Genomic DNA, 23,819 nt, shown 5'->3' with positions numbered 1-23,819 from the left:
GTCGTCAGGGACTGTCATGCGGCGTATCGTCGAGGGCGATGACCCGGTCGTTCGCGCCGGGCACGCAGCCGTCGGCGATCGCATCCCAGCCCCGGTGCACCACCACCTGCTTGCCGTCGTGGCAGATTTCCACGCGCTCGCTGGCCGGCAGGCGCTGGCGTGCGAACGCTTCCAGGCTGGCCGGCAGGCTCACTGCCAGCTGCATCGTGCCGATGGCTTCCGGCGGGTGGTCGTCCATGTGCACGAGGGGCACGAAGATGGAACCGAGCATCAGCCAGCGCGCACCCACGTCGACAGGGGCGGGCGCATACGGCGCCGCGCGCAGCCAGTCCTGGGCGCGGGCGCGCAAGTCGCTGCCCGCGTCCAGTTCGCCCCAGGCGGCGGCCAGCAATTCCACCACCCACTGATTGCAATTCTGGTATTTCAGGCTGTAGGCATAGGCGTTGGCGCTGTAGCGGCCCGCCAGCAGTTGCTGCACGCGCACGGGGTCGAGCAGGGCGCGGCGCAGGGGCGGCACGGTTTCGGCCGGCAGTTTCACGAGCGAGATGTAGCCGAGCGCAGGGTTTTCCGTGCCCATGGCGAAACCGGCCGTGCCCTGGTCGAAGATGCGCGGGCGGCCTTCGTCGCAGGCGTAGTACAGCTGGCGCGCGGACCAGCCGCTGTCGTTGTCGTGGCGCCAGGCCAGCGCGGCGTGCGAATAGCGGATGCCGAAGCGGGCCAGGTCCAGGCCCGAGCGGCTGATCAGGGCCACGCTGCCTTCGCTGGCGGCCAGTTCTTCGCGCACGACGGCGGCAAAGCGCAACAGGCGATCCTGTTCCGTGGCCGTGAGTTCCTGCGCGCGGTCGCAAAAGCGTGATGTGGCGAGCGAAGTGCCCGCCTGCGCGGCGCCGGCGCTGAAGATGGCGCAAACGCCCAGCAGCAGTGCCGGGCGGCGCGGGAGAAAACGAATCAAAGGCTGACGGGACGCGTGGCCATTTCGCCGTACCAGTCGTCGGCCAGCACGAGGAAGAAGGCGGCGCGCGTGTCGTTGCGCGAGAATTCGATGCCGTAGGCGCGGTTTTGCGCATGCACCACGTCGCCCTGCGCCAACTGCTGCTTGTCGAGCGCCGCTTGCGGCAAGTCCAGCACCAGCGGCGTCGCCGTGGCGTCGGCCTGCATGGTCAGGCGCGTCATGCCGTTGCGGCCCGGCAAGGCGGCCACGTCGATGATGCGGTAGGGGCCATTGGCGACCTTGTTGTCGCGCGACGAGCTGTTGCTCGAACCGTTGAGCGAATCGGAAATGCTGCCGCTCGACTGGGAGCCGGCGCTGGAGGCCGAGGAAACGAAGCTGTCGGCGTTGGCGTTGCACGCCATGGTCAGAGCTGCGGCCAGGCCGAGCATGCGTAAGGAGGTAGTCAAGGCAGTTTTCCAGTGGACATCAATGAAAGCGGACCGGGTCCATCCCGGCCTGCGCCATCATAGCAGATCGGCCATCAACTGAGCAGCACCTCAATCAGGGCCTTCGCTTCGGCCGACGGCTGCGTGCGCAGCGCCTGCAGCACGGGATCATTTTCCAGGTAGGCTTGCAGCGGCGCGCTGACGGTGATGCCGGCCTGCGGCAGCGGCGAAGGCACGGGCGCCAGCGCCTTGGCCAGCAGCAGGGTGTCGCGCAAGCCTTCGGGCGGCAGCATGATGGTCGAGCCGGGCAAGGTATTGACGGCATCGGCCACCGCCTGCGGCACGCCCAGCTGGCGCATCAGCGCACGGCCGATCACTTCCAGGGCGGACGCCATCTGCGTTTCCAGGTGGGCGTACAGGCCCGGGGTCTTGTCGGCCTGGGCCAGCAGATAAAAGCCCGCCACTTCATGCACGATGCCGGCGAACAGCGCCGTATCGGCATCCGTCTGCGTGACGGCGCCTGCCAGCGCATGCGCCAGTGCCGCCACATGCACGGTGTGCGCCCACAGCTGGGTGGCGCGGGCGCGCAAGGCCTCGTCGCGGATGCCCGCGTTCAGCTGGCGGATGACGGCCGCCGTCGCCAGCGCATACAGGTTGCGGTGGCCCAGCCGCTCGACGGCGGCGCGCACGCTGGTGATGGCGGGCGTGTGGCCGGACGCGAACATGGCCGAATTGGCCAGCGCCACGGCGCGCGCCGACAAGGTCGGTTCGCACAGCAGCAGCCGGCTGATGTCGGCCGAGTGGCAATCGGGGTTGGCCAGTTCCTTTTGCAGGAGCAGGGCCGTATTAATGCTGGTGGGAAAGGCCAGGGTTTCCGTTTCGGCGCTGGCCAAAAGTTGCGCAAGGCTGCTGAGCGTGTTGACGTGCATGGATAAGGGAGCGAGAAGTAGCAATGTCCCATAGTATCAGGCAATCCGATCTGCATGGCGTCCGCCAGCCTTTTCAGTCATGCGGCTGCCAGGGGAGGCAAGTTGTCGCGCGGCGAAGCCGCGCTTGGCAATGTCAGGGCAGCAACAATGAATGCTGGCTGGCCGTATGGAAGTCGCGCCAGACGCGGTTGATGGCGCTGTCTTCGCGGGCCGCGTACAGGCCGCAATACGGATACAGGCCATCGACGGCGGCGCGGCACACGGCGACCAGCTCCAGCGAGGCCGTTTGCACGGTCTGCATTTCTTTTGCCTCCAGCGCCGCGCCGGCGGCCACTTGCGCCCAGCTGTCGTCCAGCACGGCATAAAAACGGGCGCGGGCGGCCGTGCAGGCATCCTTTTTTCCTTGCAGCATGGCGGCCACTTCCGGCACGTCCAGCAGCGGCAAGCCGGCGCGCGCATGGCGGCGGTGGCGCATGCATTCTTCGGCCAATTCCATGAAATGCGCGGCCATGCCGGCCACGTTGGCGGCCAGGGTCACGTAGGCCAGCGAGTAAAACGGGTAGCGGTACAGGGGGCCGCCGGCCGTCGCGGTGTCTGGACTGATCGTGAAGCCATGATCTTTGCCGAGCCACTGTCCGTCGATCCGGTAACTGTGCGAGGCGCTGGCGCGCATGCCGACGCTGCTCCACGAGGGCACCAGCCGCACCAGCGCGGAGGGCACGAGGAAGGCGCGGATGCGCGGCTTGCCTTCGTCATCGAGCAGGGGCCGGCCATCGCGCCGCAGTTGGGCGTTCAGGGTGAAGTGGGTGGCCATGGGCGCGCCGCTGGCGTAGTCCCAGCTGCCCGTGATGCGGTAGCCGTCGCCTTCTTCCTCCGCATAACCGGTCGCCGCGCCGCTGCCGCCCAGGCAGACGCGCGGCGTGCCGATGATGGTGCGCGCCATGCCGGGTGCCAGAAAACCCGCGAACCAACCCGCGCCCGCGCACAGGGTCAGCACCCAGCCCATGCTGCCATCGACGGCGGCCACGGCTTCTTCCAGACGCACCACCTGCGGCAAGGGCAGCTCTGCGCCGCCCGCGCTGCGCGGCGCCAGCATCGTCAGCCAGCCGCGCCGGTGCAGCAAGGCTTGCTGCACCGGATGCAAAAAGCGGGCCGCATCGGCCGCCTGGGCGTGGCGCGCGATACGGCGCGCGTCGCGTTCGGAAAGGGTAGCAATGGCAGCGTGCGGCATCGGCAATGTCCGGCAATGGTGAAGGCGGGCATTTTCGCACAGCACGGCGGCGCCGTTGCCGTCAGCCGTGCGGCAAGGCAATTTTTTCCATGACGGCGCGCAGCAGCATGGCATCCGGTATTGCCGCCGGGGCCGAGCGCCAGGCGATGATGCCGTCGGGCCGGACGATCACGGCGCCGTCATCGCCTGTGCCGAAAGTATCGTTGAAGGCCTGGTCGGCGGGGAAAACCACGTCGGCGCCGGCCAGCAAGGTCTTCAACGATAGGTGCGCGGCGGCGGCGGACCAGCGGGGATCGGCTGTCAGCAGCACGAAATCCTCGGTCAACAGGTCGATGCTGGAGATGCTGTTGCCGCGATGCCGTACCCATACGTGGGGGGCGCGCGTGCCTGGCTGGCCGGCCCAGTCGCGCGGGTGGGCGGCCGGCGGCAGTGCCGCGTGCGCGCCGAGGATGGCGCTGGAGCGCGTCAGCTGGCCCAGTTCCATCGCCAGGTTGCCATACAGTGGCGCGTCCTGGTAGCCGTCGCCGACCCATTTCGCGTAGTCCGGCCGGGCGAACGTTTGCTGGTGCCGCAGCCAGGCGATGGGGCGGCGCTCATCCGTGTAAGTGTCGAGCAGGGCGGGGCGCGACTGCCGCCGCAGAACCCTTTGCAGCTTCCATGCCAGGTTGTAGGCGTCGTCGATGCCCGTGTTGGCGCCGTAGCCGCCGCGCGTGGGCGGCAATTGATGGGCCGCATCGCCGGCCAGGAAAATGCGCCCCTCGCTGAACCTGTCCGCGATCAGGCCGGCCAGCTCCCAGCGCCCCGTGGTGATCAGCTCGAGCGCCATATCCTTGCCCAGGGCCTGGCGGACCAGCGCCCGCAATTGCGCGTCGGTGCTCTCGCTTTGTTCTTCAAACATGAGGAACCAGCGCCCGTCCGAATACGTGCCCAGGAAACCCTTGAAGCCTGGCTGGTCGATGTCGAACTGGCGGATGCCCCGTTCCAGAAAGGCGTCCGCCTCCGCGCAGCGGAACAGCACGCTACGCAGCACGCGCAGGGGACCGGCGCCCTGGCGCGCGATGCCCAGCTGTTCGCGGATGGGGCTGGCCGCGCCATCGGCGGCGATCAGGTAGTCGGCTGTGACGGCATAGCATGCGCCCGTGTCGCGCTGGCGCAGCTGCGCCGTGACGCGCTGCGCATCCTGCTGCACGGACAGCGGTTCCACGCCCGTGCGCAGGTCGGCGCCGCGCGCGCGGGCGGCCTCGCGCAGGATAGGTTCCAGCAGGTCCTGGGCGATGGCGGCGCCGGCCATGGGCGAGGCTTTGCCGTCGCGCTCTTCCGGCTGGCCTGGCGTCCACGGCAATTCCTCGTAATGCTGACCCGCCAGGCTTTCCACGCGGGCGCGGCGCACGGTGGTGCCGGGCGGCACCTGGGGGATGCGTTCGGCGATGCCGACGGCGCGGAAAAATTCCAGCGTGTGTTCCGTAACGCCCGTGGCGCGGGGATGCGCGGCGCTGCCGTGGTGTTTTTCAACGAGGATATGCGGCACGCCGCGCCATGCGAGGAAGAGCGAGGCTGAAAGCCCGACGAGGCTGCCGCCGATGATGAGTACAGGGGTGTGGATTGAAGCTGGGTTCATGATGTCGTCCTGGAGGTTGTGCAGAGCACTTGGTCAAGGACGTGGTGAATTTTCGCGGCAGGCGGAACGCCGTTCAGGCAGCAGGGTGACGGAACGCACGCCGACGAAAAAACGGCACACGTCCGCTTTTCGTCGTGGTCCGCGGCCCCCAGGGCTGGAATATGATCGTCCGCAGGCGGACGGCTGACCGGGGCTCACCACGCCGGTCCACCTTTTTCGACGCCACGATCTTAGCACGGGACTGTCGCGCGCCGCCAGCCCAAGGACACTCCGGGCAACGGCCCTCAAGCGGCCTTGGCCAGTCCTTCCGCTTCCCAAGCAGCCTTGACGCTGTCGCGCTCGGTCATGCGGCCCAGGAATGCCTGTACATTGGCCAGCTGCGACAGGTCCACGCCCAGCTGCGGCGCCCAGCCCGTCACGGCGAACAGGTAGGGATCGGCCACGGTCATGGTATCGCCGGTCAGGTAGGCCTGGCCTTCCAGGCGGCTGTTGATCCACGCATATTTCTTGCCCAGTTCCTTGATGAACAGGGCCTTGGTGGCCGCGTCGATGCGCGAATCGAACAGGGGGCTGAACGATTTGTGCAGCTCGGACGTGATGTAATTCTGCCATTCCATCACCTTGTAGCGGGCAAAGTCGCCCACGGCCGGCAGCAGCTCGTGCTTGCCGGCTTGTTCGGCGATGTACTGGGCGATGACGGGGCCTTCGCTCAAGGTCCTGCCATCGTCGAGCGCCAGCAGCGGTACCTGGCCTTTCGGGTTGAGCTCATAGTAACTGCCGCCTTCCGGCGTCTTGTGCTGGCCCAGGTCGACCTTGACGAGCGTGAACGGTGTGCCCGTTTCGCGCAGGATGATGTGCGGTGCCAGCGAGCAGGCGCCCGGCGAGTAAAAGAGTTTCATGGCGGTCCTGTCCTTGAAAAGGTGGGGAGATGCCACTATAGACCTGTGCCGCCGCGCGGTAAACGCGTGTTCGTGTGGTGATCATTGACGCCCGGTGTCGCCTTGCGCTGGCTCAAACCCCACGATTGCGCAAGGTGTCGGGCAGCAAGGTAAACGCGGTAGGAGGGGCCGCCGTGCGCAGCAGCTGTTCGCCCGCTTGCGTCGGCGAGACGCTGCGCGTGCTGTGCACTTGCAGGCGCAGGTCATCGCGCTGCGTTTTGCTGTTATTCTGCAAGCAATCTTGTCGGACTATCGCCTGATGAAAACTTTTCTTTATTCGCTACTGGGTTTTGTCATTGCCAGCGTCATCGCATGGGGTGCCATGTTGCTGTGGGGCGGTCTGGTCTTGCAGCTGCCGCCCGGCGACAGCTATTGGGACCGCACGCCGTATGCGGCCGATATTTTCCTGGCCTGCTGGCTATGCTTTGCTACCGGGGCGGCAGTGCTGGCGGTTCGGCTGGCCCGTTGATACTGGCTCCACGCAATCATTAGTTTGGCTAATAAGTTCCTGCGGACTTTGGCATTTCTTGTCATCATCCTCGTCAGTCAGGGGATGATCGTGCTCGACACGTCCATGGTGCAGCTTGCCTAAAATCCACCAGGAACTGTGCTTTACGATAAAGGTATGGCCTGGGTGCAAAGCGCCTACACCCTGACATTCGGCGGCTTGTTGATGCCAGCCTTGCTGCTGGTGCTGGTGCTGAGCTGTCAGGCGCGTCCGCCCAGACTACCTCCGCCATCGACCGCCAGCACCTGACCTGTCACGTAACTGGCTTGTTCCGATAGCAGGAAGCCGACGGCGGCGGCGATTTCATCGGGCTGTCCCAGCCGCCGCATCGGTATCGTTCCAAGCATCTGGCGTTCCATCTTGCTGCCGACGGGGCGGGTCTGGCGGAACAGTTCCGTTTCCACGGGGCCTGGCGCTACCGCATTGACTGTCACGCCGTGCTCGGCCAATTCCAGTGCCCAGGTTCTCGTACAGCCGACCAGGGCGCTTTTGGCGGCGGAATAGGCGGTGCGGTTCATGGTGCCGTGGATGGCGCGGCTGCAAATATTCACGATCCGGCCCTACCGGTGCCGCTTCATCGCCTCCATGAACTGCTGGGTCACCTGGATGGCGGCGCGCACGATCGCATGTATCGTGGCCTGGCGTTGCCGTCATGCCGCCGCGGCGGCTGACCATTCGCGCAGCAATTGTCCGAACGCTTCAGCCGCCGCCGTGTTGCTGGTGGCGCGCCAGACGAGCTGAAACTGGGCGGCGGGCAGGGCAGGCAAGCCATGCTGGCCATCGATGATCACCATGCCCGGCTCCAGGTCGCCTTGCGGCAGGGCCGTGATGGCCAATCCCGCCAGCACGGCGGCGCGCAAGCCCTGCTGGCTGGGCGAGGTGAACGCCACGCGCCAGTCCAGACCGGCGGCATCGAGGGCGTCGACGCCGACTTGCCGGTGCATGCACGGCGCGGGCGAAAACGCCAGCGGCAGCGGCAGCGCGCTGTCTTGCCGGAAATCCTGCGCCGCAGCCCAGACGAAGCGCGTGCGGCGCAGCACGGCCGCCTCATCTTGTCCGTCCGCGAGGGCCATGACGACGGCCAGGTCCAGCGCATCGGCAGCGACCAGTTTCTGCAAGTCAAGATAGGTGCCTACCGTGACATCCAGGCGCACGGCGGGAAACAGGTGCGCGAACTGCGCCAGCAGGGAAGGCAGGCGCGCCCCCATGAAATTTTCCGGCACGCCAAAGCGCACGGCGCCGGCAATCGAGGAGCGCAGGAAGCGCCGCGACAGCGCATCCTGCGCGGCCAGGATCTGCCGCGCGTGGCGCAGGAAATCTTCCCCATCTTCCGTCAGGCGCAGGCTGCGCGTCGTGCGCAGCAGCAGCGCGCTGCCCGCTTGCTCTTCCAGGCGGCGGATCTGGTGGCTGATGGCGGACTGGCTCAGGTGCAGCCGTTCGGCGGCGCGCGTAAAGCCGCCCGTGTCCGCTACGGCGACAAAGGCGCGCAGCAGGGCGGTATCGAAGTCCATGGGGTGACGCTCCTGCGATTCATGATGAAAATGAATGAATTGTACAAAATTTTATCATTTCCCTCATGAGTCGAGCTTTTCTAGAATGACCGCTTGCAGTGCCCCGGCACCACGTATCCCTCCATGACTACCGAAAGCAAGGCTTCGATGCTACTGACTACTTCGCAACAAAACGCACTCACCCTGGCCGCCGTCTGCCTGGCCTCGCTGATGTTCGGCCTGGAAATTTCCAGCGTGCCCGCCATCCTGCCCACCCTGGAAACCGTGCTGCATGGCGACTTCAAGGACTTGCAGTGGATCATGAACGCCTACACACTGGCCTGCACCACCGTGCTGATGGCCACGGGCACACTGGCCGACCGCTATGGCCGCAAGCGCCTGCTGCTCGCCAGCTTGGCCCTGTTCGGCGCCAGTTCCCTGGTGTGCGGCTGGGCCGGCAGCACGGGCGTGCTGATCGCGGCGCGGGCGCTGCAGGGCGCGGCCGGCGGCGCCATGCTGATTTGCCAGGTGGCCGTACTGTCGCAGCAGTTCCCGGCAGGCGCCGCGCGGGGCCGGGCGTTCGGCGCCTGGGGCATCGTGTTTGGCTTGGGCCTGGGTTTCGGACCCATCATCGGCGCCGCCATCGTCGCGCTGTCAAGCTGGCAGTGGGTATTTCTTGTGCACGGGCCGCTGGCGCTGGCGGCCCTGCTGCTGGTGGCGCTGGGCGTGAGTGAGTCCCGCGATCCGCAGCGGCGCAAGCTGGACGTGGCTGGCATCGTTACTCTGTCGCTGGCCGTGTTCAGCCTTGCCTGGTGCATCACGCAGGGACCGGCGCTGGGTTTCACGGACCCGCGCACGGTGGCCAGCCTGGCCGTGGCGCTGGCCAGCCTGATGCTGTTTGTCATGATCGAACGGCGCCAGGCCGAACCGATGGTCGATTTTGCCGTCTTTCGCATCCGTCGCTTCTCGGGCGCCTTGCTTGGTTCGGCGGGCATGAACTGCAGTTTCTGGCCGCTCATGATTTATCTGCCCCTGTACGTGCAACATGGCCTCGGCTACGGCAGCCTGGGCACGGGCCTGACCTTGCTGGCTTATACCTTGCCTACCTTGCTTGTGCCGCCGCTGGCCGAGCGGCTGGCGCTGCGCTACCGGGCCGATGCGGTGATCCCTGCCGGCTTGCTGGCCATCGGCGCGGGCTTTCTGCTGATGCTGTGGGGCAGCCAGGCGGACGCCGCCAGCTGGCTGACGATCCTGCCCGGCTGCCTGCTGGCGGGCACGGGTCTGGGCTTGACCAACACGCCCGTTACCAACACGACCACGGGCGCCGTGCCCGGCGAACGGGCGGGCATGGCTTCCAGCATCGACATCAGCGCCCGCATGGTCAGCCTGTCCATCAATATCGCGCTGATGGGTTTTATCCTAGTTGAAACCATCCAGTCCGCCTTGCGGCCGCATCTGCCCGGCGGACTGGACGCGGTCACCTTGCGCGCCATAGCCGAGGATTTGTCGGCGGGCAAGGGTGCCGGTGCGCTGCCGGCCGGCGTGGCGAAGCTTGCATTGGCACAAGGATTTGGCGCCGTGATGCTGTACGGCGGTGTGGCCGCCTGCCTGTTCGCCGTGGCCAGCTGGCTGGTGTTTGGCGCCGGACGGACGCGGCAGGCAGCCGGGCTGCCGGTAAGGGAATAGCCAGAAGGCTATAATCTGGGCATGTTGGCAAGTCTTGCTCAACGTCATTACGAGGCCGCCCATGCATAAACTGATTTCCGAATTCACCCGCCTGTATCTGTTCGAGGAACAGCAGCAATACGTCGATGCGGACGGCGGCAAGCAGCCGCTGACGCCGGCCGTGCTGGCGCGCCATTTGTCGGGCGAGCAGACGGTGGCCGTGCAACTCGTGACCGAGGGCGGCCTGACGCGCGCGCTGGTGCTGGAGTTTGGCGGCAAGGGCGGCGGCGAAGCGCACTGGAGCGCGCTGTGCACGATCGCCAACGCCGTGCAGCATGAGCTGGACTTGCCAGCGCCCGCCGTCAGCATCTCGGGCACGGCGTTCCAGTTATGGCTGTCCCTGGCCACGCCCGTGCCCGTCGCGCAGGCGCGCCAGTTCGTGCAGCTGCTGCGTTCCACCTTTTTACCTGCCTCGACCGACATCCTCGTCACCGCGCCGCCCGCCGACGTGGAGCAGGTAGCGCTGCCGCCATGTCTGCAGCCATCGGGCAAGTGGGCCGCCTTCATCCACCCCAGCATGGGCGCCGCCTTCGTCGACGAACCTGGCCTGGACATGCCGCCGCCCCCGGCCGCCCAGCTGGGCTTCCTGGAAAGCTTGCGCAGCATCAACCCGGGACAATTCGCGCAGGCGCTGGCCAAGTTGCAGGGACATGCGGGGCTGGCTGATGCCGTGCCGGCTCCCGTCGCCGCTCCATTGCCAACGGTGGTGACCCAGTCACCGACGCAGCCAGGCCTGCTGCTGCAGGACGCCAGCCTGGAAGACATCGTGCGCTGGCTGCATGCGCGTGATATCGAGCCGACGTTCCGGCACAGGCTGCCGTAGCGGGGCGCTTGCAGCTGTCGGCCAGTAGCGGACGACAGATACGCTCCACAAACAATACAGCCCTTTATTCTTTAATACACTCCGTATAGTCGATATGAAGCCAGAAGTTCAGCCCAACAAGATCGTTGTTCTCTCAGGTTCGGGCATCAGCGCGGAAAGCGGTTTGCCAACCTTCCGCGATTCAAATGGCCTTTGGAAAACGTATTCGTGGGAATAGGTAGCCAGTCCTGATGGCTGGAATTGTCGCCCTGAAGCTGTCCTGGAGTTTTATAACGAACGTAGACTTAAAGCATCGCAAGCATCTCCGAATGTGGGCCATCAAGCAATTGCTTCTCTTGAGGCGGCCTACGATGTGGTCGTAATTACCCAGAATGTGGACGAGTTGCATGAGCGCGCAGGGTCACGAAAAGTGATTCATCTGCATGGAGAACTTGTTTATGCACGTGGAACTTCGGAAGCACGCAACCGCTACCGAAACTATTTCGATAAAGCCGTTTGTCACGCCCTTCGGAGAGACTGACGAATTGCTTTGCTATGTGGGCGAGACTTTGCTTGGCAAAATTATGGAATGTGGCGACGGTGAGGGAAAAGTGATTGCTCTACTGCCTACACTTGACCGTAAGCGTGCATATCCCTGGCCAAGCGCGGATATGTTTTTGCAAGCGTTGTTGCACGTTCTGCGCTCCGAATCCAACGCGGTCTTATCTTGTGAGCGTGATACCGATCAAGACAAGGTTTTGCCGCTGACCGGGTATCATGACGTCACCACTGTGTTGACTCAGGTGGTTAAATTTAGCAAAGATGGGACGGGAACGTGTCCAACATTTCTGTATCAGAAACTGTGATACGGGTTCCGGCCAGAAGCAGTCATTCACCATGCGAAAGAATTGAAGCGATTAGACGAGTTAGTCAGCTGAGCGTGGATGACGGTTAACGTTTCTTTCTTGAAGACGCCTCCCGCGCAGATTAAATTCGTCAAGGCGTCAATTTGACGTCCAGTTTACGTTAGACACCCAGGAGGCAACATGACAGTCAAGCGCATGGACAACGTCGGCATCGTGGTAGAAGACATCGATGCCGCCATTGCGTTCTTCACCGAACTTGGTCTCATTCTCGAAGGGCGCGCCCCAATTGAAGGAGACTGGGCAGATGGCGTCACCGGTCTGCACGGCATGCGCGTGGAGATTGCCATGATGCGTACGCCGGACGGTCATAGCCGTCTCGAATTATCCCGTTTCCTCGCGCCGCCCGTGGTCGCCGATCACCGCAACGCCCCAGTGAACGCTCTCGGTTACCTGCGTGTCATGTTTACCGTCGAGGATATCGACGATACGCTCGTCCGGCTCGTCAAACGTGGCGCGAAGCTGGTCGGCGAAGTAGTCCAGTACGAAAACATGTATCGGCTCTGCTATATTCGTGGTCCCGAAGGAATCCTCATCGGGCTTGCCGAACAGCTTGTGCAGAAGACGTCCTGAGGTAATTCCACAGGACGTTGAAAACTACCGTATTGGCGTCCAACCTGTTAGCGAAGCAGGCCTGCGCGAAAGCCGCGCAGGTATGATGAATTTATACGTTGTAGACGTCTGTTTTCGGGCGGAACCTGGTAACGACGGCAAGCGGCCAGAAGCGGATGCCGCGATAGAGCTACCCCCGGCCATGATTGACTCGACAGATATGTGCAACAAGCAAGGACGATAGATCTTACCTACGCGAAGAATGCATTGTTCGTTCGTCAATCCGTTGCGGTCGCTTTTGGCGTGCCAATCGATAGGGAAATAACTTGGGTCTTCCTTCAAGATCTGCTCTGTCATTCCAGCGAGTTTGCATTACCTGCGCGGGTGTTAGTCTGTGGCCTGCCAAGTGCCAGCGGCACGATTGGAGATGAGATCCGAATGCTCCGCACCTTTCTCCGCGCGCTTGCGACAATGCGAAGCATCGAAGTCCAGATTGTTTTGCACGATTAAACATGTAGCGCTTTCTCCTACTCTGGGGACGACAGTTGCCGTACACTGTATGGCTGAGATTGGCCAGAAGCCGACCTTCCTAGCGACAGTTTAAACTGTTGACTCATTCACTGACCGCCCTGATCGGCCCACACCACTATGTTCTTCCGTCTCGCCTTCCTAGCCGCCACCCTGACGCTCGGCTTCGCCGATTCGGCTGTCGCCGATACCGCCGTCCTTGAAAAACTCACAGCTAGCCGGCTCGCTATCACTCTTGACAAAGGCACGTTATCGGGACCCGGCGCGGCACTGCTGCTGCAGGCTTCGCGCCAGGCGCAGTACGTCCTCCTCGGCGAGGATCATGGTGTCGCCGAGATCGCCCAATTCTCATCCGCCTACTTCAATGCCTTGCCCCCTGCCGGCTTCACGACCTTGGTAACTGAAAATGGTCCAGCCGTGACGAGTGCGCTCGAAGGGATACTCAAGGGTGCCGACGCGGTTGCTGCTATCGCCAGATTCGACGCCATCTATCCGGACTCCGTTGCTTTCTACACCATGCGTCAGGAAGCAGAGATGCTCGCCGGCTTTGCCCTGGCCGCAGGACCGCGCTTCCAGCACTGGGGCATCGATCAGGAATTCGTGGGTGCGGCCAAATACCTGATCACCCTGATGCTGGCCCAGCCGGTTAATCCGGCCGCCCGCACGAAGCTGGAAGCCTTGCGTCAAATGGAAGCTGTCGCGTCTCGAAAGGCGGCAGCCACCGGCAATCCCTTCGAGTACTTCATGCTGTCGGCCTCAACCGAGGAACTGACCTCGTTGCGCCCGCTACTTGCCGGCCCCAAAGAGCAAACCGCGCTAGGCCTGCTCGATGCATTGCTGGCCACACGCGCCATCTATCAGAAAAGCGCTTCTCAAGTGCCCGGCGATCGTGACCTATCCAACCGCTTACGTTTGACGCTGTTAAAGCGGACCCTGGAAACCCGGCTCGGCATGCAAGAGCAAAAGCTGGTGGTCAAGGTCGGCGCAAATCACGCATACAAGGGCATTAATCCACTCAATAATCGTGACATTGGCAACTTTCTGGCTGAACGCGCCGAAGGCCAGGGCCATACCACGCTGCACCTGATCGTGATGGCGGCGAAGGGTACGCAACTGAGATTCGCGGGAGCGGGCAAGCCATATCAGCCGGCACAAATCAAACTTGACAGCTCGGCCTTCAAACTGCTGGCCAGTGCAGGCGCCACCGACGGCAGTTGGTCTCTATTTGATCTGCGTTCGCTGCGGCCAGGCTCGCGCAAACTGGCGGGGGGCGACATTGAAATGTTCAACCTGATCAACGGCTACGATTTTGCCTTGATTATCCCCGAAGGCAGCGCTTCTGCGCAGCTCGTGACACCGTAGAAGGGGGGGCGGCATTTCGATAATTGTAATTTTGTAATTGTACTGATTCCCCGCTGCGAAACGGCCAAGCGTTCACGGAAATGCCGCCCTTTCGCTTCATGGCGGCGCCAGCCTAGAGTGAGGATCAGTGCGTTTTACAGATGGGCAAGCCGCTATCCTGGACGTCGTCGGCCGGATTGGGCCATTTACAGACGAAGATAAAGCGCGAATTTATATCATATGAACAAGCATATGAATTCTGAAGTTCACATAACACTTACCGCTGACGAAGCCCTTGTGTTATTTGAGCTTTTGAGCCGCTACTCTGATTCAGACCAGTTGAATATAATAGACCAAGCAGAACAAAGGGCGCTCTGGAATCTATACTGCATTCTTGAGAAGAAATTAGTAGCTCCATTTAATATGGAATGGTCAAGCGCTCTCAGAAGCTCGGGCGCGATTGCGTGATGAGGAATAATTTCGAAATTCCGCTTTGGGGCGGAACCTGGCAAGGACGGCAACCGGCCAGAAGCAGACGGACTACTGGACGTCGATATCATCTCAACTGTAGTGGAGGCGAGAATTCAAAGCTATCTATTCGCATCGTCAAACGAACCAAGTGCAACAGCGTCTTTGTCGATTGAAGCCTTAATGGCGGCGGCCTGTGCCGAGCTTTTCTCGGTCACGCTCGCCAGTGACGAAGAATTGGAGTTGCTGATGGGTTTGCTCGGCATTGAACCATTGCGCTCAATATCGTTGCGGCCTAACACTGAGTTCCTTGCGCTCTTTGATTATTCCGATAAATTTTTACCTCAAATGAATCAGGAAGACTTTGACGTGTTTTATGAGAAATGGCTACGCTTAACTCACCGAGATTCAAATATGGATGAGTATGGACAGCTGTTATTTCTTCAAGGGCGGGCTGCTAGCTGGAACCAGATGGCGAGCAGGTTCATACTCCGCGAAGCCCCAATGACATCAGCAGAGTGATTCCAACCGGCCACAAGCGGTCATTGAGTTAGGCAGCCAGAAGAATGAGTGGAGAGAGTGGGTGGTTCGTCTAGACTGTTCGGGCGTCAGATTCGGTTCTCAGCTGGACGAAAGGCATTTTTTCGAGTGAGCCATGCAAATTCCTGGCGTGCTTCGGTGGGAGCCAGAGACTCTTGTGGTGAAGTCATTGAACCTCGGCCAGGCGTCTTTAAGAGACTTGCTGGCGCTCTTTTTTCGGTATCGAATACCTATGAGGCAGTTGGCTCAGTTTAGGAGCGCCAAGAACGAAAAGTGGTTTGCTGCGCCCATTATGTACTGGCATACGGCAGTTTTTGGCTAACTAACGCTACCGGCCAGAAGCTTTCTGCGGGTCTACAAATGTAGTGAATTCAAGGTATGATTTTGAAAAACGAAACTCACACACAAGAATGGTTTCTGGTTGATCCTCGGACGCGAAAGTGGATTACTCAATGCATCGCTTGTCAGCAACTGGGCAGGAAATCGGATACGCCGAGTTCAATTCCTAAGTACCGCTTCGAGAAAATGTTTCCAATACAGGATTTGAATACTATTGGCTTATGTGAAAGGTGCGCCGCACATGCATAACGGTTACTTAGTACGGAATTCGTCGACCTCACCCATAGGTTGCAGATGAATGCCAACTTCCGCTTTGGTGCGGAACCTGGCAACGACGGCAATCGGCCAGAAGCGGTCGTTGTCTTGCCAGTTTTTTTCAGTAGTACAGAATAGGTCGCAGTTGAAAGGACGAAAACTTGAAACTAAATTGGCGAACTTTGATTTTTCAACTGCTCATTGCAGCGCTGGGGATATGGATGTTGCTTGCTTCATTTATTTTTAAACAACCTTCGTACCAAGAATTGTCCTTAGACTGCGTGTCCCACTGTAAAGAAAAAAAGATGGTCGGAACATTGGTTGCTCAGAGCGGGCCTGCCTCGCCGAAGCCATCGGCTCAAAGATTTGATTGTGCTTGCTCATAAATCGCAACTCCCTGTTTGGCGTTCCGGTTGCCAACTTGTTCGCCCGGACTGCCTTCTGCTGGTCGCGACAGTCAAGTCGAAAGACCGCCTAGGGGCGGAACCTGCCAACGACGGCAACCGGCCAAAACCAGCCGTTCGACTTGCTAAAAAAGTTGATGCACCTTGTACTACGAGAAGTCGAAAGTAGGAAATTTTACGGGACCTATTAGATGGAAAGATATGAACTCCATTCGCCTCGCCAGCGCCGCTTTGAGTGGTTTAGGAAGTGGGTGACAATTGTTTCTTGTTTGGTTGTAGCGTTTCTTTTCTGGGGTTTACTAGCTGCCGGATTGACCAGGTATTTTTTCAAGATTTCTGAGGAAGGTGCTCTACTGTATGTTGGCCTTCCAACTGGGCTAGTGGTTCTCGCTATTCTGTGGGCTAAACTTCCAAAATTGACACGTGCACTAGGTTTTGATGACCATTTAAAATAGCCTTGTGACTACAGCAGTCGGCCAGAAGCGGACATTCGCATCAGCGTGACAATGCGTGACTTTTCTCGCTGGGTAATTCGCTATGCTCATGGGCCGCTGGCGGCCAGAAGCCGCCGTAAGTTTTGCATTTCCCAAAAAATTACCAAATCGACTTAATCCGAAGATAAGATGACAACTGCCTGGAAATTTCGTGACGCTCCCAATACTGCATGCTACACGACTACGGATGTATTAAACGGTTTGCCGGTCAAGCATGTGTACCATGATTACGATGGGGACTGGCAATTTCATGGAGCATCCGATGTAACAACGGTGAGTTCATTCCAAATAGCCTGTCTAGAAGAGATGATCAAATATAACGACTTGCTTACAGTCCTGCATGACTTGCCATACGGATGGCGAGCAGAGTGGAACGAACGCGCGCGAAATTGGGATCGATTTAAGGACAATCCGTTTCCCTCATTTGCAGAGAATGGCTATTACTTGGAAGATGCCGTTTGGCTTTCTGAGTATTTGACGGACATAAAGCCGCCACCTGCCGAAATACGGGAAAATCTTGACATTGCATCACACGTGAAAATCGTTTTTCGATTCGCCCATGAAGACTCTGATCGAGTTGATGGCCAGTGTGAAAGATTGTGGGTAGAAATTACCGCGGTCGATGAGCAAAACGGGGGTTATATCGGCAGGATCGACAACGCCCCGTATCATGAAGCGGCTAGATGCGGCGACCTCGTCTCATTCCACTCTTTGCATGTGGCCGATCGTTATAGTGAAGAATGAGACGCGGTCGGAACTATAGTCACTGCCGCAATACGATCTGTTAGCTGGTGCGTGAATGTCCGCTTTGGGGCGGAAGCCGCCAAGGACGGCAACCGGCCAGTACAGACAAAGATAAAGCGCGAATTTACATCATATGAACAAGCATACAAATTCTGAAGTTCACATAACACTTACTGCTGACGAAGCCCTTGTGTTATTTGAGCTGTTGAGCCGCTACTCTGATTCAGACCAGTTGAACATAATAGACCAAGCAGAACAAAGGGCGCTCTGGAATCTGTGCTGCATTTTTGAGAAGAAATCAGTAGCTCCATTTAATATGGAATATGGTCAAGCGCTGTCAGAAGCTCGGGCGCGATTGCGTGATGAGGAATAATTTCGAACTTCCGCTTTGGGGCGAAAGCGGACACTGCAATACAGTCGCAGGTCGAACCAAGGTGGTATGCGGCCAAGGCTTTCATTGTCCTGGCCGCACGCGTGTCAGCGGCAGCCTGAAATCAGCGCGCCATTTCCTGTGCGAGCGTGGCCACCAGTTCCTCCGCCCCCATCTCCCGCGCCAGCGGCGCCCCCTGGCCGGCCCACTGCGCTGCGAATTCGCTGTTGCCGTGCTGGCTGGCCAGCGCGTTCAATTGTTTGGCGGCGTCGTAGGCGACCGGGTAGTCGGCGGGTATAGGGCTGCCCGGCGCTTCGCCGTGTGCGATCAGACGGTTCACCATGCCGCGCGCCAGGCGGCCCGAGAGCACGCTGGTCAGGCGCGTGGTCGATGCCCGTTCGCTTTTCAGGTTGGCGCGGTAGCCCGCGTTGGCCGATGATTCCGGACACAGCACGAACGCCGTGCCCAGCTGGGCGGCCGCGGCACCGAGGTCCAGCGCGGCGCGGATGCCTTGTCCATCCATGATGCCGCCGGCGGCGATCAGGGGTAGGGCGGTGCGGCCTGCCAGCAGGCGCAGCAGCACGCTGGTGCTGTGGCGCTCGTCCGGCGCTTGCGGGTCGAAAACCCCGCGATGCCCGCCCGCTTCCACGCCTTGCGCCACGATGCCGTCGACGCCGGCCTGTTCGATCAGCGCCGCCTCATGCAGATTGGTGGCCGTGGCCAGCGTGTAGATGCCGGCCTGGCGCAGGGCGGCGATCTGCTGCGTCGTTGGCAAGCCGAAATGGAAGCTGACGACGGCGGGACGCAGTTCCAGCAACAGCTCGAATGCCGCGTCATTGCCGATGAACGTTTCGTAGATTTCGTCGAGCGCCACGGGCGCGGCCGCGCCCAGCTCCGCAAACAGGGGCGCCAGGTGGGCCAGCCAGGCCGCTTCTCGCTGCGCATCCCTGATCGCCGGCGCATGGCAAAACACATTCACATTGAAGGGGCGGTCCGTCAGCGCGCGCGTGTCGGCGATCACCTGGCGCGCCTGCGCCACGGTGCCAGAGCCGATGGCCAGCGAACCGAGGCCGCCCGCGTTCGAGACGGCGGCGGCCATGCGCGGCGTGGAGATACCGGCCATCGGCGCCTGGATGATGGGCAACTGCAAGCCAAGACGGTCGAGGAAGGGCTGGAACGAGCTCATGATGTTTCCTTCACAAAGTTGAGGACATTGTGCAATGTTCGTATTTTAAGAATATAATAGAATAATCATTTTCAAATAGAGAATACCATGGACATGGAATCCCTGACGATTTTTTGCGCCGTGGCCAGTGAACTGAGCGTCACCCAGGCAGCAGCCAGGCTGGGGCGCGCGCCGTCCAGCGTCACCACGCGCATCCAGCAACTGGAAGTCGATATCGGCGCGGAACTGTTCGTACGCACCAATAAACGCATGGCCCTGACGGCGGCCGGCGAGCGTTTTCTCGAGTATGCGCAGCGTTTGCTGGCGCTGGCGGAAGAAGCGCGGCACGTCGTGACGGGCGGGCGCGAAGGCGGCACCTTGCGCGTCGGCAGCATGGAAAGCACGGCGGCCAGCCGCTTGCCGGCGCTGCTGGCCGCGTATCACACCCGCTATCCGGCGACGCGGCTGGCGCTGAGCACGGGGCCGTCGCGCCCCCTGATCGAGCAAGTGCGCACGGGCTTGCTCGACTGCGCTTTTGTCGCCTTGCCGCCAGCGTTCGGCGGCGTCGCCGCATTGGCGGAGCTGAGCCTGGCATCGATGGCCGTGTGGCGCGAGGAACTGTATCTGCTGCTCCCGGCCAGCGAAGCGCAGGCGCGTAGCGCTGCGGACGTGCACACGCGCTCGCTTGCGGCTTTCCCGCAGGGTTGCACCTACCGCGGCATCGCCGAAGAGGTGCTGGGCGTGGCCGGCAGCACGCAGTGGCAGGTGCAGGAAATGAGTTCTTATCACACCATGATCGCCTGCGTGGCGGCCGGCGCCTGCGTGACCTTGTTGCCGGCCAGTGTGCTTTGGCTTTCTGACGCGCCGGCTACCTTGAAAACGCTGCCCGCAGGGGAGATCGACACCGTGCTGGTGTGGCGCGCGGGATTCGACGTGCCCGCCTTCCAGCATTTGCTGGCGCAAGTGGGCGAGGCGGCGCTGTGAGCGCGCCGGCCAGGCTGCGCGCGGCCATTGCCGCGGCTGTCATTCTCGCCATCGGCATGGGCTTTGGCCGTTTCGCCTTCACCGCCATCTATCCGCACATGGTCAGGGAAGGCGTCTTGAGCTTGCGCGACGGCAGCCTGGCGGCCTCGGCCAACTATGCCGGCTATTTGCTGGGCGCCATTCTGGCCATGCGTGCGCGGGCCCACAGCGCGCACCGGCTGTGCCTGTGGTCGGTGGCCGGCACGGCGCTGTGCCTGGGCGTGCTGGCCCTGCCGCTGCCCGTCTGGCTCATCGTGACGGTGCGCGGCGTGGCGGGCGTTTTCAGCGCCCTGGCCATGGTGGCCGCCTCGCTGTGGCTGCTGGTCCAGCGCGGGCATGGGCGCGGCGCGCCGCTGCTGTATGCGGGCGTGGGCGCGGGCATCGCCGTGTCGGCCGAATTGCTGGTGCTGGCGTCGCAGCTGGGCTGGCACAGCGCCGGCATGTGGCTGCTGCTGGCCGGCGTCACCGCGCTGGCGGGGCTGGCGGCCGCGCCCGCCATTGCCGCCAGTGGCCAGGCAACCCTGGCTGCACCGGCGCAAGCCGCCGCATCGGCCTTGGCGCCCGTAGCGCCGTGGCCGCTGGTGCTGATCTACGGACTGGCAGGATTTGGTTACATCGTCACGGCCACGTATTTGCCCGTGCTGGTCGGCGCCGCCTTGCCGGGGCTGAACTCCGCCCATGTGTGGGCCGTGTTCGGCCTCGGTGCGGCGCCGTCGTGTTTCCTGTGGCATCGGCTGCACGAGAGACTTGGCACGCGCCAGGCGCTGAGGTTCAATTTGCTGCTGCAGGCGCTGGGCGTGGCCTTGCCCGTGCTGGCGCCCACGGCCGCCGGCTACCTGCTCAGCGCCATCCTCGTCGGCGGCACGTTTGTCGGCACGGTGACCATCGCCATGCCGGCCGCGCAGCGCGCCGCCGTCAAGGCGGGCACCAACATGATGGCCATCATGACGGTGGTGTATGGCATCGGCCAGATCATCGGCCCCGTGCTGGCCGGCAGCCTGTATGCGCAGTCGCACAGCTTCAACGGCGCCTTGCTGGCGGCGGCCGGCGCGCTGCTGCTGGCGATTCTCGTCAGCCTGCGGCTGTGAAACTCAGAGAGCGAATGCGCAGCGCATGAAGTCGCGCCGGATGTCGTTGATCCTGTCGAACTCGCGCGTGTAATACAGCTTGTTCGTCAGCAGCACCGCATAGCGGCCGCGCCGGGGACTGAGCCACATGGCCGTGCCCGTGAAGCCCAGGTGGCACCAGACGTCGTCTTGCGGCCCGGTGCCTGCCGCCGGATGCCAGAACAGGCCGCGCGAGGGCTGCAGCTCGCCCGTCTGTACCGTCAGCGATTCCCTCACCCAATCGGCATCGAACACCGCGCCATGCGGAGTCAGCATCGCCCGCAGGAAGCGCTGCAGGTCGGGCACGTTCGAAAACAGGCCGGAAATACCGCACACGCCGCCCAGCAGCCGGGTCGAAAAGTCATGCACCGTGCCGGCAAGGTGGGCGCCCGCCTGCTCGCAATACTCGGTCGGTGCGACCCGCTGGCCGTGCCGTGGCGCCACAGGACCATAGCCCGTGGCGGCCATGCCCAGCGGCTGCAGCACATGCTCGGCAAGGACCACGTCCAGCGGCATGCCCAGCAGCCGCTCGATGACCAGGCCAAGGATCAGGGCCGCGCGGTCCGTGTATTCGACGGCCTGGCCTGGTATGCCTTCCAGCGGCTCGCGCAGCACGCCGCGCACGATATCGTCGTACACGTCGCCATAGCTGGCGCGCAGGCGGGCGCGCAGCGGCAGGCCGGCCGTGTGGGTGAGCAGCTGGAAAATCGTGATCGGTGCCAGCGCGTAGCCTGCCGTGCCGGGCAAGACGTCGGCCAGCCGGCTGTCCAGGCGCAGGCGATTCTGCTTCACCAGCTGGCCGGCCAGCGACCAGACGCTGATGATCTTGGTCAGCGAGGCGATGTCGAACAGGGTGTCGACCTGCATCGCGGCGCTGGCGGGATCGGGCGTGAGCCGCCCGGCCGCGCCCATTGCGTGGTGGTCGACGGCGCCCACGGCCCAGGCCGCGCCTGGAAAAACGTGTTCGCATACGCCGGCCTCTGCCAGCGCTGTCAGTTGGTCTGTGGGGGTTGCTATTGGCATGATGATTGTGCTGTGTTTATCTTGTTATCGTCTGTCGCTGCCACGCCCAGCCACCTCGCCACCGATTGCGCCACCCATTGCCCCTCGTCGAGCGGCAAGTCGTGGCCCGCGTCGCCGTGGATCAGGCAATCGGCCTGCCACGCGCGGGCCAGGCGCTGCGAGCAGCGGTGATCGACCAGTCGGTCTAGCGCGCCGGCCATCACCAGCACGGGCATGGGGGGCCGGATTGCCGGGGCGCGGTAGCGGGCGGCCGACAGCAACTGGCGCAGCGCGTTGCGCCGGCTGACGGGGTATTGCTGCTGATATGTACACCAGTCGGCCAGCAGGGCCGGGTTGCCATGGGCATGCCTGCGGCTGGTCAGACGCAGGATCAGACTTTCTTGGCTGCGCTGGTCGCCCAATGCCAATTGTCGCAGCAGGGCGCCATAGTTCTGCCAGCGCAGGCGTTGATGGAAGGGACTGAACGGCCGCATGCTGGTGTTGATCAGCACGCAGCGGGCGATTTCCTGCGGGTAGCGGTTCGCCCATTCCACGGCCACCATGCCGCCCAAGGACAGGGCCAGCAAGTGGTACGGTGCGGGGATGCCGCGCGCCAGCAGTTCCTGGCGGCAGTCTTCCACCATGGCGGCCACGCGGGTGGCGCTGTCCTGCGCGTGGCGCGTGCCGTTGCCGGGCAGGTCGGGCGTGACGATGTGGGCGCCGGGCAGGGCGCGCGCCAGCGTGGCGGGGAAATTGCCCCAGTGGCGCTGTTCGCGCATCAGGCCGCGCAGCAGGATCCAGGTGGGCGATCCGCTCATGACTCGTACCATTGCGCCAGGGCGCGTCGGCGCTGGGCCTTGCGCAGCAAGCCTTCCGGCATCCAGCGGCCGTGGCTGCTGGCGGCGCGCATGAGGAAATCGAACCACACGAGGTGGCGCCGCAGCACGCGCTGCAAGCGGTGTGCGGCCGTGGGGTTGAAGATGCTGACCCGGTTGAACAGCTGGCGCGGGTTTTTCTTGACCCAGCGCCACGAGCCCATTTCCAGGGTCAGCGGCAGGAACACGCGCCCGCTGTCGCTGGTGCCGTTCAGATACAGATAGTCCCACAGGTCGCCATGCGTGCGGTATTGCCGGCTTTGCGGCTCGAACACATAGTTGTGGTTGGGATAGCTCTGGCTGAACAGTTCTTCCAGCGCGCCGATCTCGGCCAGGTGCTCGATTGGCACCTTGGTATGCGCATGGGGAAACCAGATGCGGTCGCGCAAGCCGAAACCGGAATGGCAATCGAGGGCGATGCTGAACTGGCGCGACAGCAGTTCGCGCTCGACAAGGTCGCACACCGCCTGGCTTTCCAGCTCCATCGGCCCTCCGGCAGCGCCCCGGTACCAGGGCAGGCGCGCGCTGTAGCGCTGTCCACCGAGCATGAACGGCACTTTTTCGCGCGCGCTCAATGGCGCGTTGCGCATCAGGTCGACGCCGCGCGGATTGCTGCGCGTGGCTTGCCACATGCCGCCGGGATTGACCAGCGGCATGAACACGAGGCGCATGGTTTCCAGCTGCCGGTGCAGGGTAGCGTCCCAGCGCAGGCGCGCGACCAGGCTTTCGAGGAAGGATAGCAGCACTTGCGTGCCGATGCGTTCGAGGCCGTGGATGCCGCCGAAAAAGCCCAGCACGGGCACGTCCGGGCTGGGATTGCCCATGGCGATCGAGTACACGGGAAACTCGCGCCCATCCATGGCGATGCTGCAGGGCGCGGCCACTTCCAGGTGGCTGCCGCCCTCGTCGATGAGGCGCTTCAGCATGACCAGCTCGGGCAGATTCTTTTCGATCATCAGGCGTCTGAAAGGGAAAGTAGCAACCAGTGTAGCCGAAATAAGCGCCACGCCCGACGTCCCGCATGGCGAAATTTATTGATGGCAAGCATGTCACGAAGCCGTCATTTTTTGTG

General features: G+C 62.4%; 23 protein-coding genes and 2 pseudogenes. 12 read left to right on the top strand and 13 right to left on the bottom strand.

Going from position 1 to position 23,819, the window contains the following annotated elements:
• Positions 1-4: 4 nt before the first annotated feature.
• The 7 genes from ACQ4WO_RS08255 to ACQ4WO_RS08225 all read right to left on the bottom strand — a co-directional run bounded on the left by ACQ4WO_RS08255 (position 5) and on the right by ACQ4WO_RS08225 (position 6,328).
• Positions 5-952, bottom strand: coding sequence for a DUF2145 domain-containing protein (locus tag ACQ4WO_RS08255; RefSeq protein WP_436480990.1), 948 nt, complete (start codon positions 950-952; stop codon positions 5-7).
• The gene (locus ACQ4WO_RS08250; RefSeq protein ID WP_034754765.1) at positions 949-1,380 is read right to left on the bottom strand and encodes a hypothetical protein; all 432 of its coding nucleotides are present in this window, start codon (positions 1,378-1,380) and stop codon (positions 949-951) included. Before ACQ4WO_RS08250 ends, ACQ4WO_RS08255 begins: the two co-directional genes overlap by 4 nt.
• 92 nt (positions 1,381-1,472) lie before the next feature.
• The gene (locus ACQ4WO_RS08245) at positions 1,473-2,270 is read right to left on the bottom strand and encodes an HDOD domain-containing protein (protein WP_230516546.1); all 798 of its coding nucleotides are present in this window, start codon (positions 2,268-2,270) and stop codon (positions 1,473-1,475) included.
• A 169-nt stretch (positions 2,271-2,439) separates the two neighbouring features.
• Positions 2,440-3,537 (bottom strand): acyl-CoA dehydrogenase family protein, encoded by a 1,098-nt coding sequence (locus ACQ4WO_RS08240; RefSeq protein WP_436480989.1) that lies wholly within the window; start codon positions 3,535-3,537, stop codon positions 2,440-2,442.
• A 61-nt stretch (positions 3,538-3,598) separates the two neighbouring features.
• Positions 3,599-5,155, bottom strand: a complete 1,557-nt coding sequence (locus tag ACQ4WO_RS08235) for an FAD-dependent monooxygenase (RefSeq protein ID WP_436480988.1) — start codon at positions 5,153-5,155, stop codon at positions 3,599-3,601.
• A gap of 284 nt (positions 5,156-5,439) precedes the next feature.
• Positions 5,440-6,054 carry a glutathione transferase GstA gene (gene gstA / locus ACQ4WO_RS08230; RefSeq protein ID WP_436480987.1) on the bottom strand — a complete coding sequence of 205 codons (615 nt, stop codon included), beginning with the start codon at positions 6,052-6,054 and terminating at the stop codon, positions 5,440-5,442.
• A 112-nt stretch (positions 6,055-6,166) separates the two neighbouring features.
• Positions 6,167-6,328 (bottom strand): hypothetical protein, encoded by a 162-nt coding sequence (locus tag ACQ4WO_RS08225; protein ID WP_436480986.1) that lies wholly within the window; start codon positions 6,326-6,328, stop codon positions 6,167-6,169.
• A gap of 24 nt (positions 6,329-6,352) precedes the next feature.
• Here ACQ4WO_RS08225 and ACQ4WO_RS08220 point away from each other — a divergent pair, with 24 nt between their 5' ends.
• Positions 6,353-6,562, top strand: coding sequence for a hypothetical protein (locus ACQ4WO_RS08220; RefSeq protein WP_046685009.1), 210 nt, complete (start codon positions 6,353-6,355; stop codon positions 6,560-6,562).
• Positions 6,563-6,801: 239 nt separating this feature from the next.
• Here ACQ4WO_RS08220 and ACQ4WO_RS08215 read toward each other — a convergent pair.
• Positions 6,802-7,221 (bottom strand): annotated as a pseudogene (locus ACQ4WO_RS08215) (SDR family oxidoreductase); the annotation flags it as partial.
• A gap of 30 nt (positions 7,222-7,251) precedes the next feature.
• The gene (locus tag ACQ4WO_RS08210; RefSeq protein WP_436480985.1) at positions 7,252-8,112 is read right to left on the bottom strand and encodes a LysR substrate-binding domain-containing protein; all 861 of its coding nucleotides are present in this window, start codon (positions 8,110-8,112) and stop codon (positions 7,252-7,254) included.
• A 147-nt stretch (positions 8,113-8,259) separates the two neighbouring features.
• Between ACQ4WO_RS08210 and ACQ4WO_RS08205 the strand changes: the two genes are divergently transcribed.
• From ACQ4WO_RS08205 to ACQ4WO_RS08165, 9 genes and pseudogenes are all read left to right on the top strand, one after another.
• Entirely contained in the window at positions 8,260-9,777 is a 1,518-nt protein-coding gene (locus ACQ4WO_RS08205) for an MFS transporter (protein WP_436480984.1), read from the top strand.
• 61 nt (positions 9,778-9,838) lie between these two features.
• A complete protein-coding gene (locus ACQ4WO_RS08200; protein WP_436480983.1) occupies positions 9,839-10,639 on the top strand; it encodes a TOTE conflict system archaeo-eukaryotic primase domain-containing protein in 801 nt (266 codons plus the stop codon).
• A 94-nt stretch (positions 10,640-10,733) separates the two neighbouring features.
• Positions 10,734-11,159 (top strand): annotated as a pseudogene (locus ACQ4WO_RS08195) (SIR2 family NAD-dependent protein deacylase).
• The gene (locus ACQ4WO_RS08190; RefSeq protein WP_436481185.1) at positions 11,077-11,484 is read left to right on the top strand and encodes a hypothetical protein; all 408 of its coding nucleotides are present in this window, start codon (positions 11,077-11,079) and stop codon (positions 11,482-11,484) included. The pseudogene ACQ4WO_RS08195 and the gene ACQ4WO_RS08190 overlap by 83 nt, the downstream one beginning before the upstream one ends.
• A 180-nt stretch (positions 11,485-11,664) precedes the next feature.
• Positions 11,665-12,114: a VOC family protein gene (locus ACQ4WO_RS08185; RefSeq protein WP_436480982.1), complete on the top strand. Its 450-nt coding sequence runs from the start codon at positions 11,665-11,667 to the stop codon at positions 12,112-12,114.
• A 627-nt stretch (positions 12,115-12,741) separates the two neighbouring features.
• Positions 12,742-13,983 (top strand): hypothetical protein, encoded by a 1,242-nt coding sequence (locus tag ACQ4WO_RS08180; RefSeq protein WP_436480981.1) that lies wholly within the window; start codon positions 12,742-12,744, stop codon positions 13,981-13,983.
• Between the two features lie 612 nt (positions 13,984-14,595).
• Positions 14,596-14,952, top strand: a complete 357-nt coding sequence (locus tag ACQ4WO_RS08175; protein ID WP_139143527.1) for a hypothetical protein — start codon at positions 14,596-14,598, stop codon at positions 14,950-14,952.
• A 1,639-nt stretch (positions 14,953-16,591) separates the two neighbouring features.
• A complete protein-coding gene (locus ACQ4WO_RS08170; protein WP_436480980.1) occupies positions 16,592-17,206 on the top strand; it encodes a hypothetical protein in 615 nt (204 codons plus the stop codon).
• 133 nt (positions 17,207-17,339) lie between these two features.
• Positions 17,340-17,579: a hypothetical protein gene (locus ACQ4WO_RS08165; RefSeq protein ID WP_081344752.1), complete on the top strand. Its 240-nt coding sequence runs from the start codon at positions 17,340-17,342 to the stop codon at positions 17,577-17,579.
• 121 nt (positions 17,580-17,700) lie between these two features.
• On the opposite strand, the gene ACQ4WO_RS08160 is transcribed toward ACQ4WO_RS08165, so the two are convergent.
• Positions 17,701-18,762 carry an NAD(P)H-dependent flavin oxidoreductase gene (locus ACQ4WO_RS08160; RefSeq protein ID WP_436480979.1) on the bottom strand — a complete coding sequence of 354 codons (1,062 nt, stop codon included), beginning with the start codon at positions 18,760-18,762 and terminating at the stop codon, positions 17,701-17,703.
• 87 nt (positions 18,763-18,849) lie between these two features.
• Here ACQ4WO_RS08160 and ACQ4WO_RS08155 point away from each other — a divergent pair, with 87 nt between their 5' ends.
• Together ACQ4WO_RS08155 and ACQ4WO_RS08150 are read left to right on the top strand one after the other, a co-directional pair.
• The gene (locus ACQ4WO_RS08155; protein ID WP_436480978.1) at positions 18,850-19,725 is read left to right on the top strand and encodes a LysR family transcriptional regulator; all 876 of its coding nucleotides are present in this window, start codon (positions 18,850-18,852) and stop codon (positions 19,723-19,725) included.
• The gene (locus ACQ4WO_RS08150) at positions 19,722-20,852 is read left to right on the top strand and encodes a YbfB/YjiJ family MFS transporter (protein WP_436480977.1); all 1,131 of its coding nucleotides are present in this window, start codon (positions 19,722-19,724) and stop codon (positions 20,850-20,852) included. The genes ACQ4WO_RS08155 and ACQ4WO_RS08150 overlap by 4 nt, the downstream gene beginning before the upstream one ends.
• 3 nt (positions 20,853-20,855) lie before the next feature.
• Here the strand turns inward: ACQ4WO_RS08150 and ACQ4WO_RS08145 are convergent, their stop codons facing one another.
• From ACQ4WO_RS08145 to ACQ4WO_RS08135, 3 genes are read right to left on the bottom strand one after another with little or no spacing between them, the layout of a single operon-like run.
• Positions 20,856-21,893, bottom strand: a complete 1,038-nt coding sequence (locus ACQ4WO_RS08145; RefSeq protein WP_436480976.1) for a serine hydrolase domain-containing protein — start codon at positions 21,891-21,893, stop codon at positions 20,856-20,858.
• On the bottom strand, positions 21,884-22,690 hold the full coding sequence (locus tag ACQ4WO_RS08140; RefSeq protein WP_436480975.1) for an alpha/beta fold hydrolase: 807 nt from the start codon (positions 22,688-22,690) through the stop codon (positions 21,884-21,886). Before ACQ4WO_RS08140 ends, ACQ4WO_RS08145 begins: the two co-directional genes overlap by 10 nt.
• Positions 22,687-23,703 (bottom strand): M14 family zinc carboxypeptidase, encoded by a 1,017-nt coding sequence (locus tag ACQ4WO_RS08135; RefSeq protein WP_436480974.1) that lies wholly within the window; start codon positions 23,701-23,703, stop codon positions 22,687-22,689. The genes ACQ4WO_RS08140 and ACQ4WO_RS08135 overlap by 4 nt, the downstream gene beginning before the upstream one ends.
• Positions 23,704-23,819 lie beyond the last annotated feature (116 nt).

Origin of the sequence: Janthinobacterium aestuarii (genome assembly GCF_051380835.1) — a bacterium.
Lineage (GTDB): Bacteria > Pseudomonadota > Gammaproteobacteria > Burkholderiales > Burkholderiaceae_D > Janthinobacterium > Janthinobacterium aestuarii.
The sequence above is the reverse complement of the archived record's forward strand: the minus strand, read 5'-3'. Positions and strand labels throughout refer to the sequence as shown.

Excerpts from the sequence above, each read along its gene's own strand:
- ACQ4WO_RS08185 (WP_436480982.1), top strand. The coding sequence starts at position 11,665 with ATGACAGTCAAGCGCATGGACAACGTCGGCATCGTGGTAGAAGACATC.
- ACQ4WO_RS08160 (WP_436480979.1), bottom strand. The coding sequence starts at position 18,762 with ATGAGCTCGTTCCAGCCCTTCCTCGACCGTCTTGGCTTGCAGTTGCCC.
- ACQ4WO_RS08235 (WP_436480988.1), bottom strand. The coding sequence starts at position 5,155 with ATGAACCCAGCTTCAATCCACACCCCTGTACTCATCATCGGCGGCAGC.
- ACQ4WO_RS08135 (WP_436480974.1), bottom strand. The coding sequence starts at position 23,703 with ATGATCGAAAAGAATCTGCCCGAGCTGGTCATGCTGAAGCGCCTCATC.
- gstA (WP_436480987.1), bottom strand. The coding sequence starts at position 6,054 with ATGAAACTCTTTTACTCGCCGGGCGCCTGCTCGCTGGCACCGCACATC.
- ACQ4WO_RS08145 (WP_436480976.1), bottom strand. The coding sequence starts at position 21,893 with ATGCCAATAGCAACCCCCACAGACCAACTGACAGCGCTGGCAGAGGCC.
- ACQ4WO_RS08250 (WP_034754765.1), bottom strand. The coding sequence starts at position 1,380 with ATGCTCGGCCTGGCCGCAGCTCTGACCATGGCGTGCAACGCCAACGCC.
- ACQ4WO_RS08240 (WP_436480989.1), bottom strand. The coding sequence starts at position 3,537 with ATGCCGCACGCTGCCATTGCTACCCTTTCCGAACGCGACGCGCGCCGT.
- ACQ4WO_RS08170 (WP_436480980.1), top strand. The coding sequence starts at position 16,592 with ATGACAACTGCCTGGAAATTTCGTGACGCTCCCAATACTGCATGCTAC.
- ACQ4WO_RS08220 (WP_046685009.1), top strand. The coding sequence starts at position 6,353 with ATGAAAACTTTTCTTTATTCGCTACTGGGTTTTGTCATTGCCAGCGTC.
- ACQ4WO_RS08200 (WP_436480983.1), top strand. The coding sequence starts at position 9,839 with ATGCATAAACTGATTTCCGAATTCACCCGCCTGTATCTGTTCGAGGAA.
- ACQ4WO_RS08205 (WP_436480984.1), top strand. The coding sequence starts at position 8,260 with ATGCTACTGACTACTTCGCAACAAAACGCACTCACCCTGGCCGCCGTC.
- ACQ4WO_RS08210 (WP_436480985.1), bottom strand. The coding sequence starts at position 8,112 with ATGGACTTCGATACCGCCCTGCTGCGCGCCTTTGTCGCCGTAGCGGAC.
- ACQ4WO_RS08190 (WP_436481185.1), top strand. The coding sequence starts at position 11,077 with ATGCACGTGGAACTTCGGAAGCACGCAACCGCTACCGAAACTATTTCG.
- ACQ4WO_RS08155 (WP_436480978.1), top strand. The coding sequence starts at position 18,850 with ATGGACATGGAATCCCTGACGATTTTTTGCGCCGTGGCCAGTGAACTG.
- ACQ4WO_RS08180 (WP_436480981.1), top strand. The coding sequence starts at position 12,742 with ATGTTCTTCCGTCTCGCCTTCCTAGCCGCCACCCTGACGCTCGGCTTC.
- ACQ4WO_RS08165 (WP_081344752.1), top strand. The coding sequence starts at position 17,340 with ATGAACAAGCATACAAATTCTGAAGTTCACATAACACTTACTGCTGAC.
- ACQ4WO_RS08140 (WP_436480975.1), bottom strand. The coding sequence starts at position 22,690 with ATGAGCGGATCGCCCACCTGGATCCTGCTGCGCGGCCTGATGCGCGAA.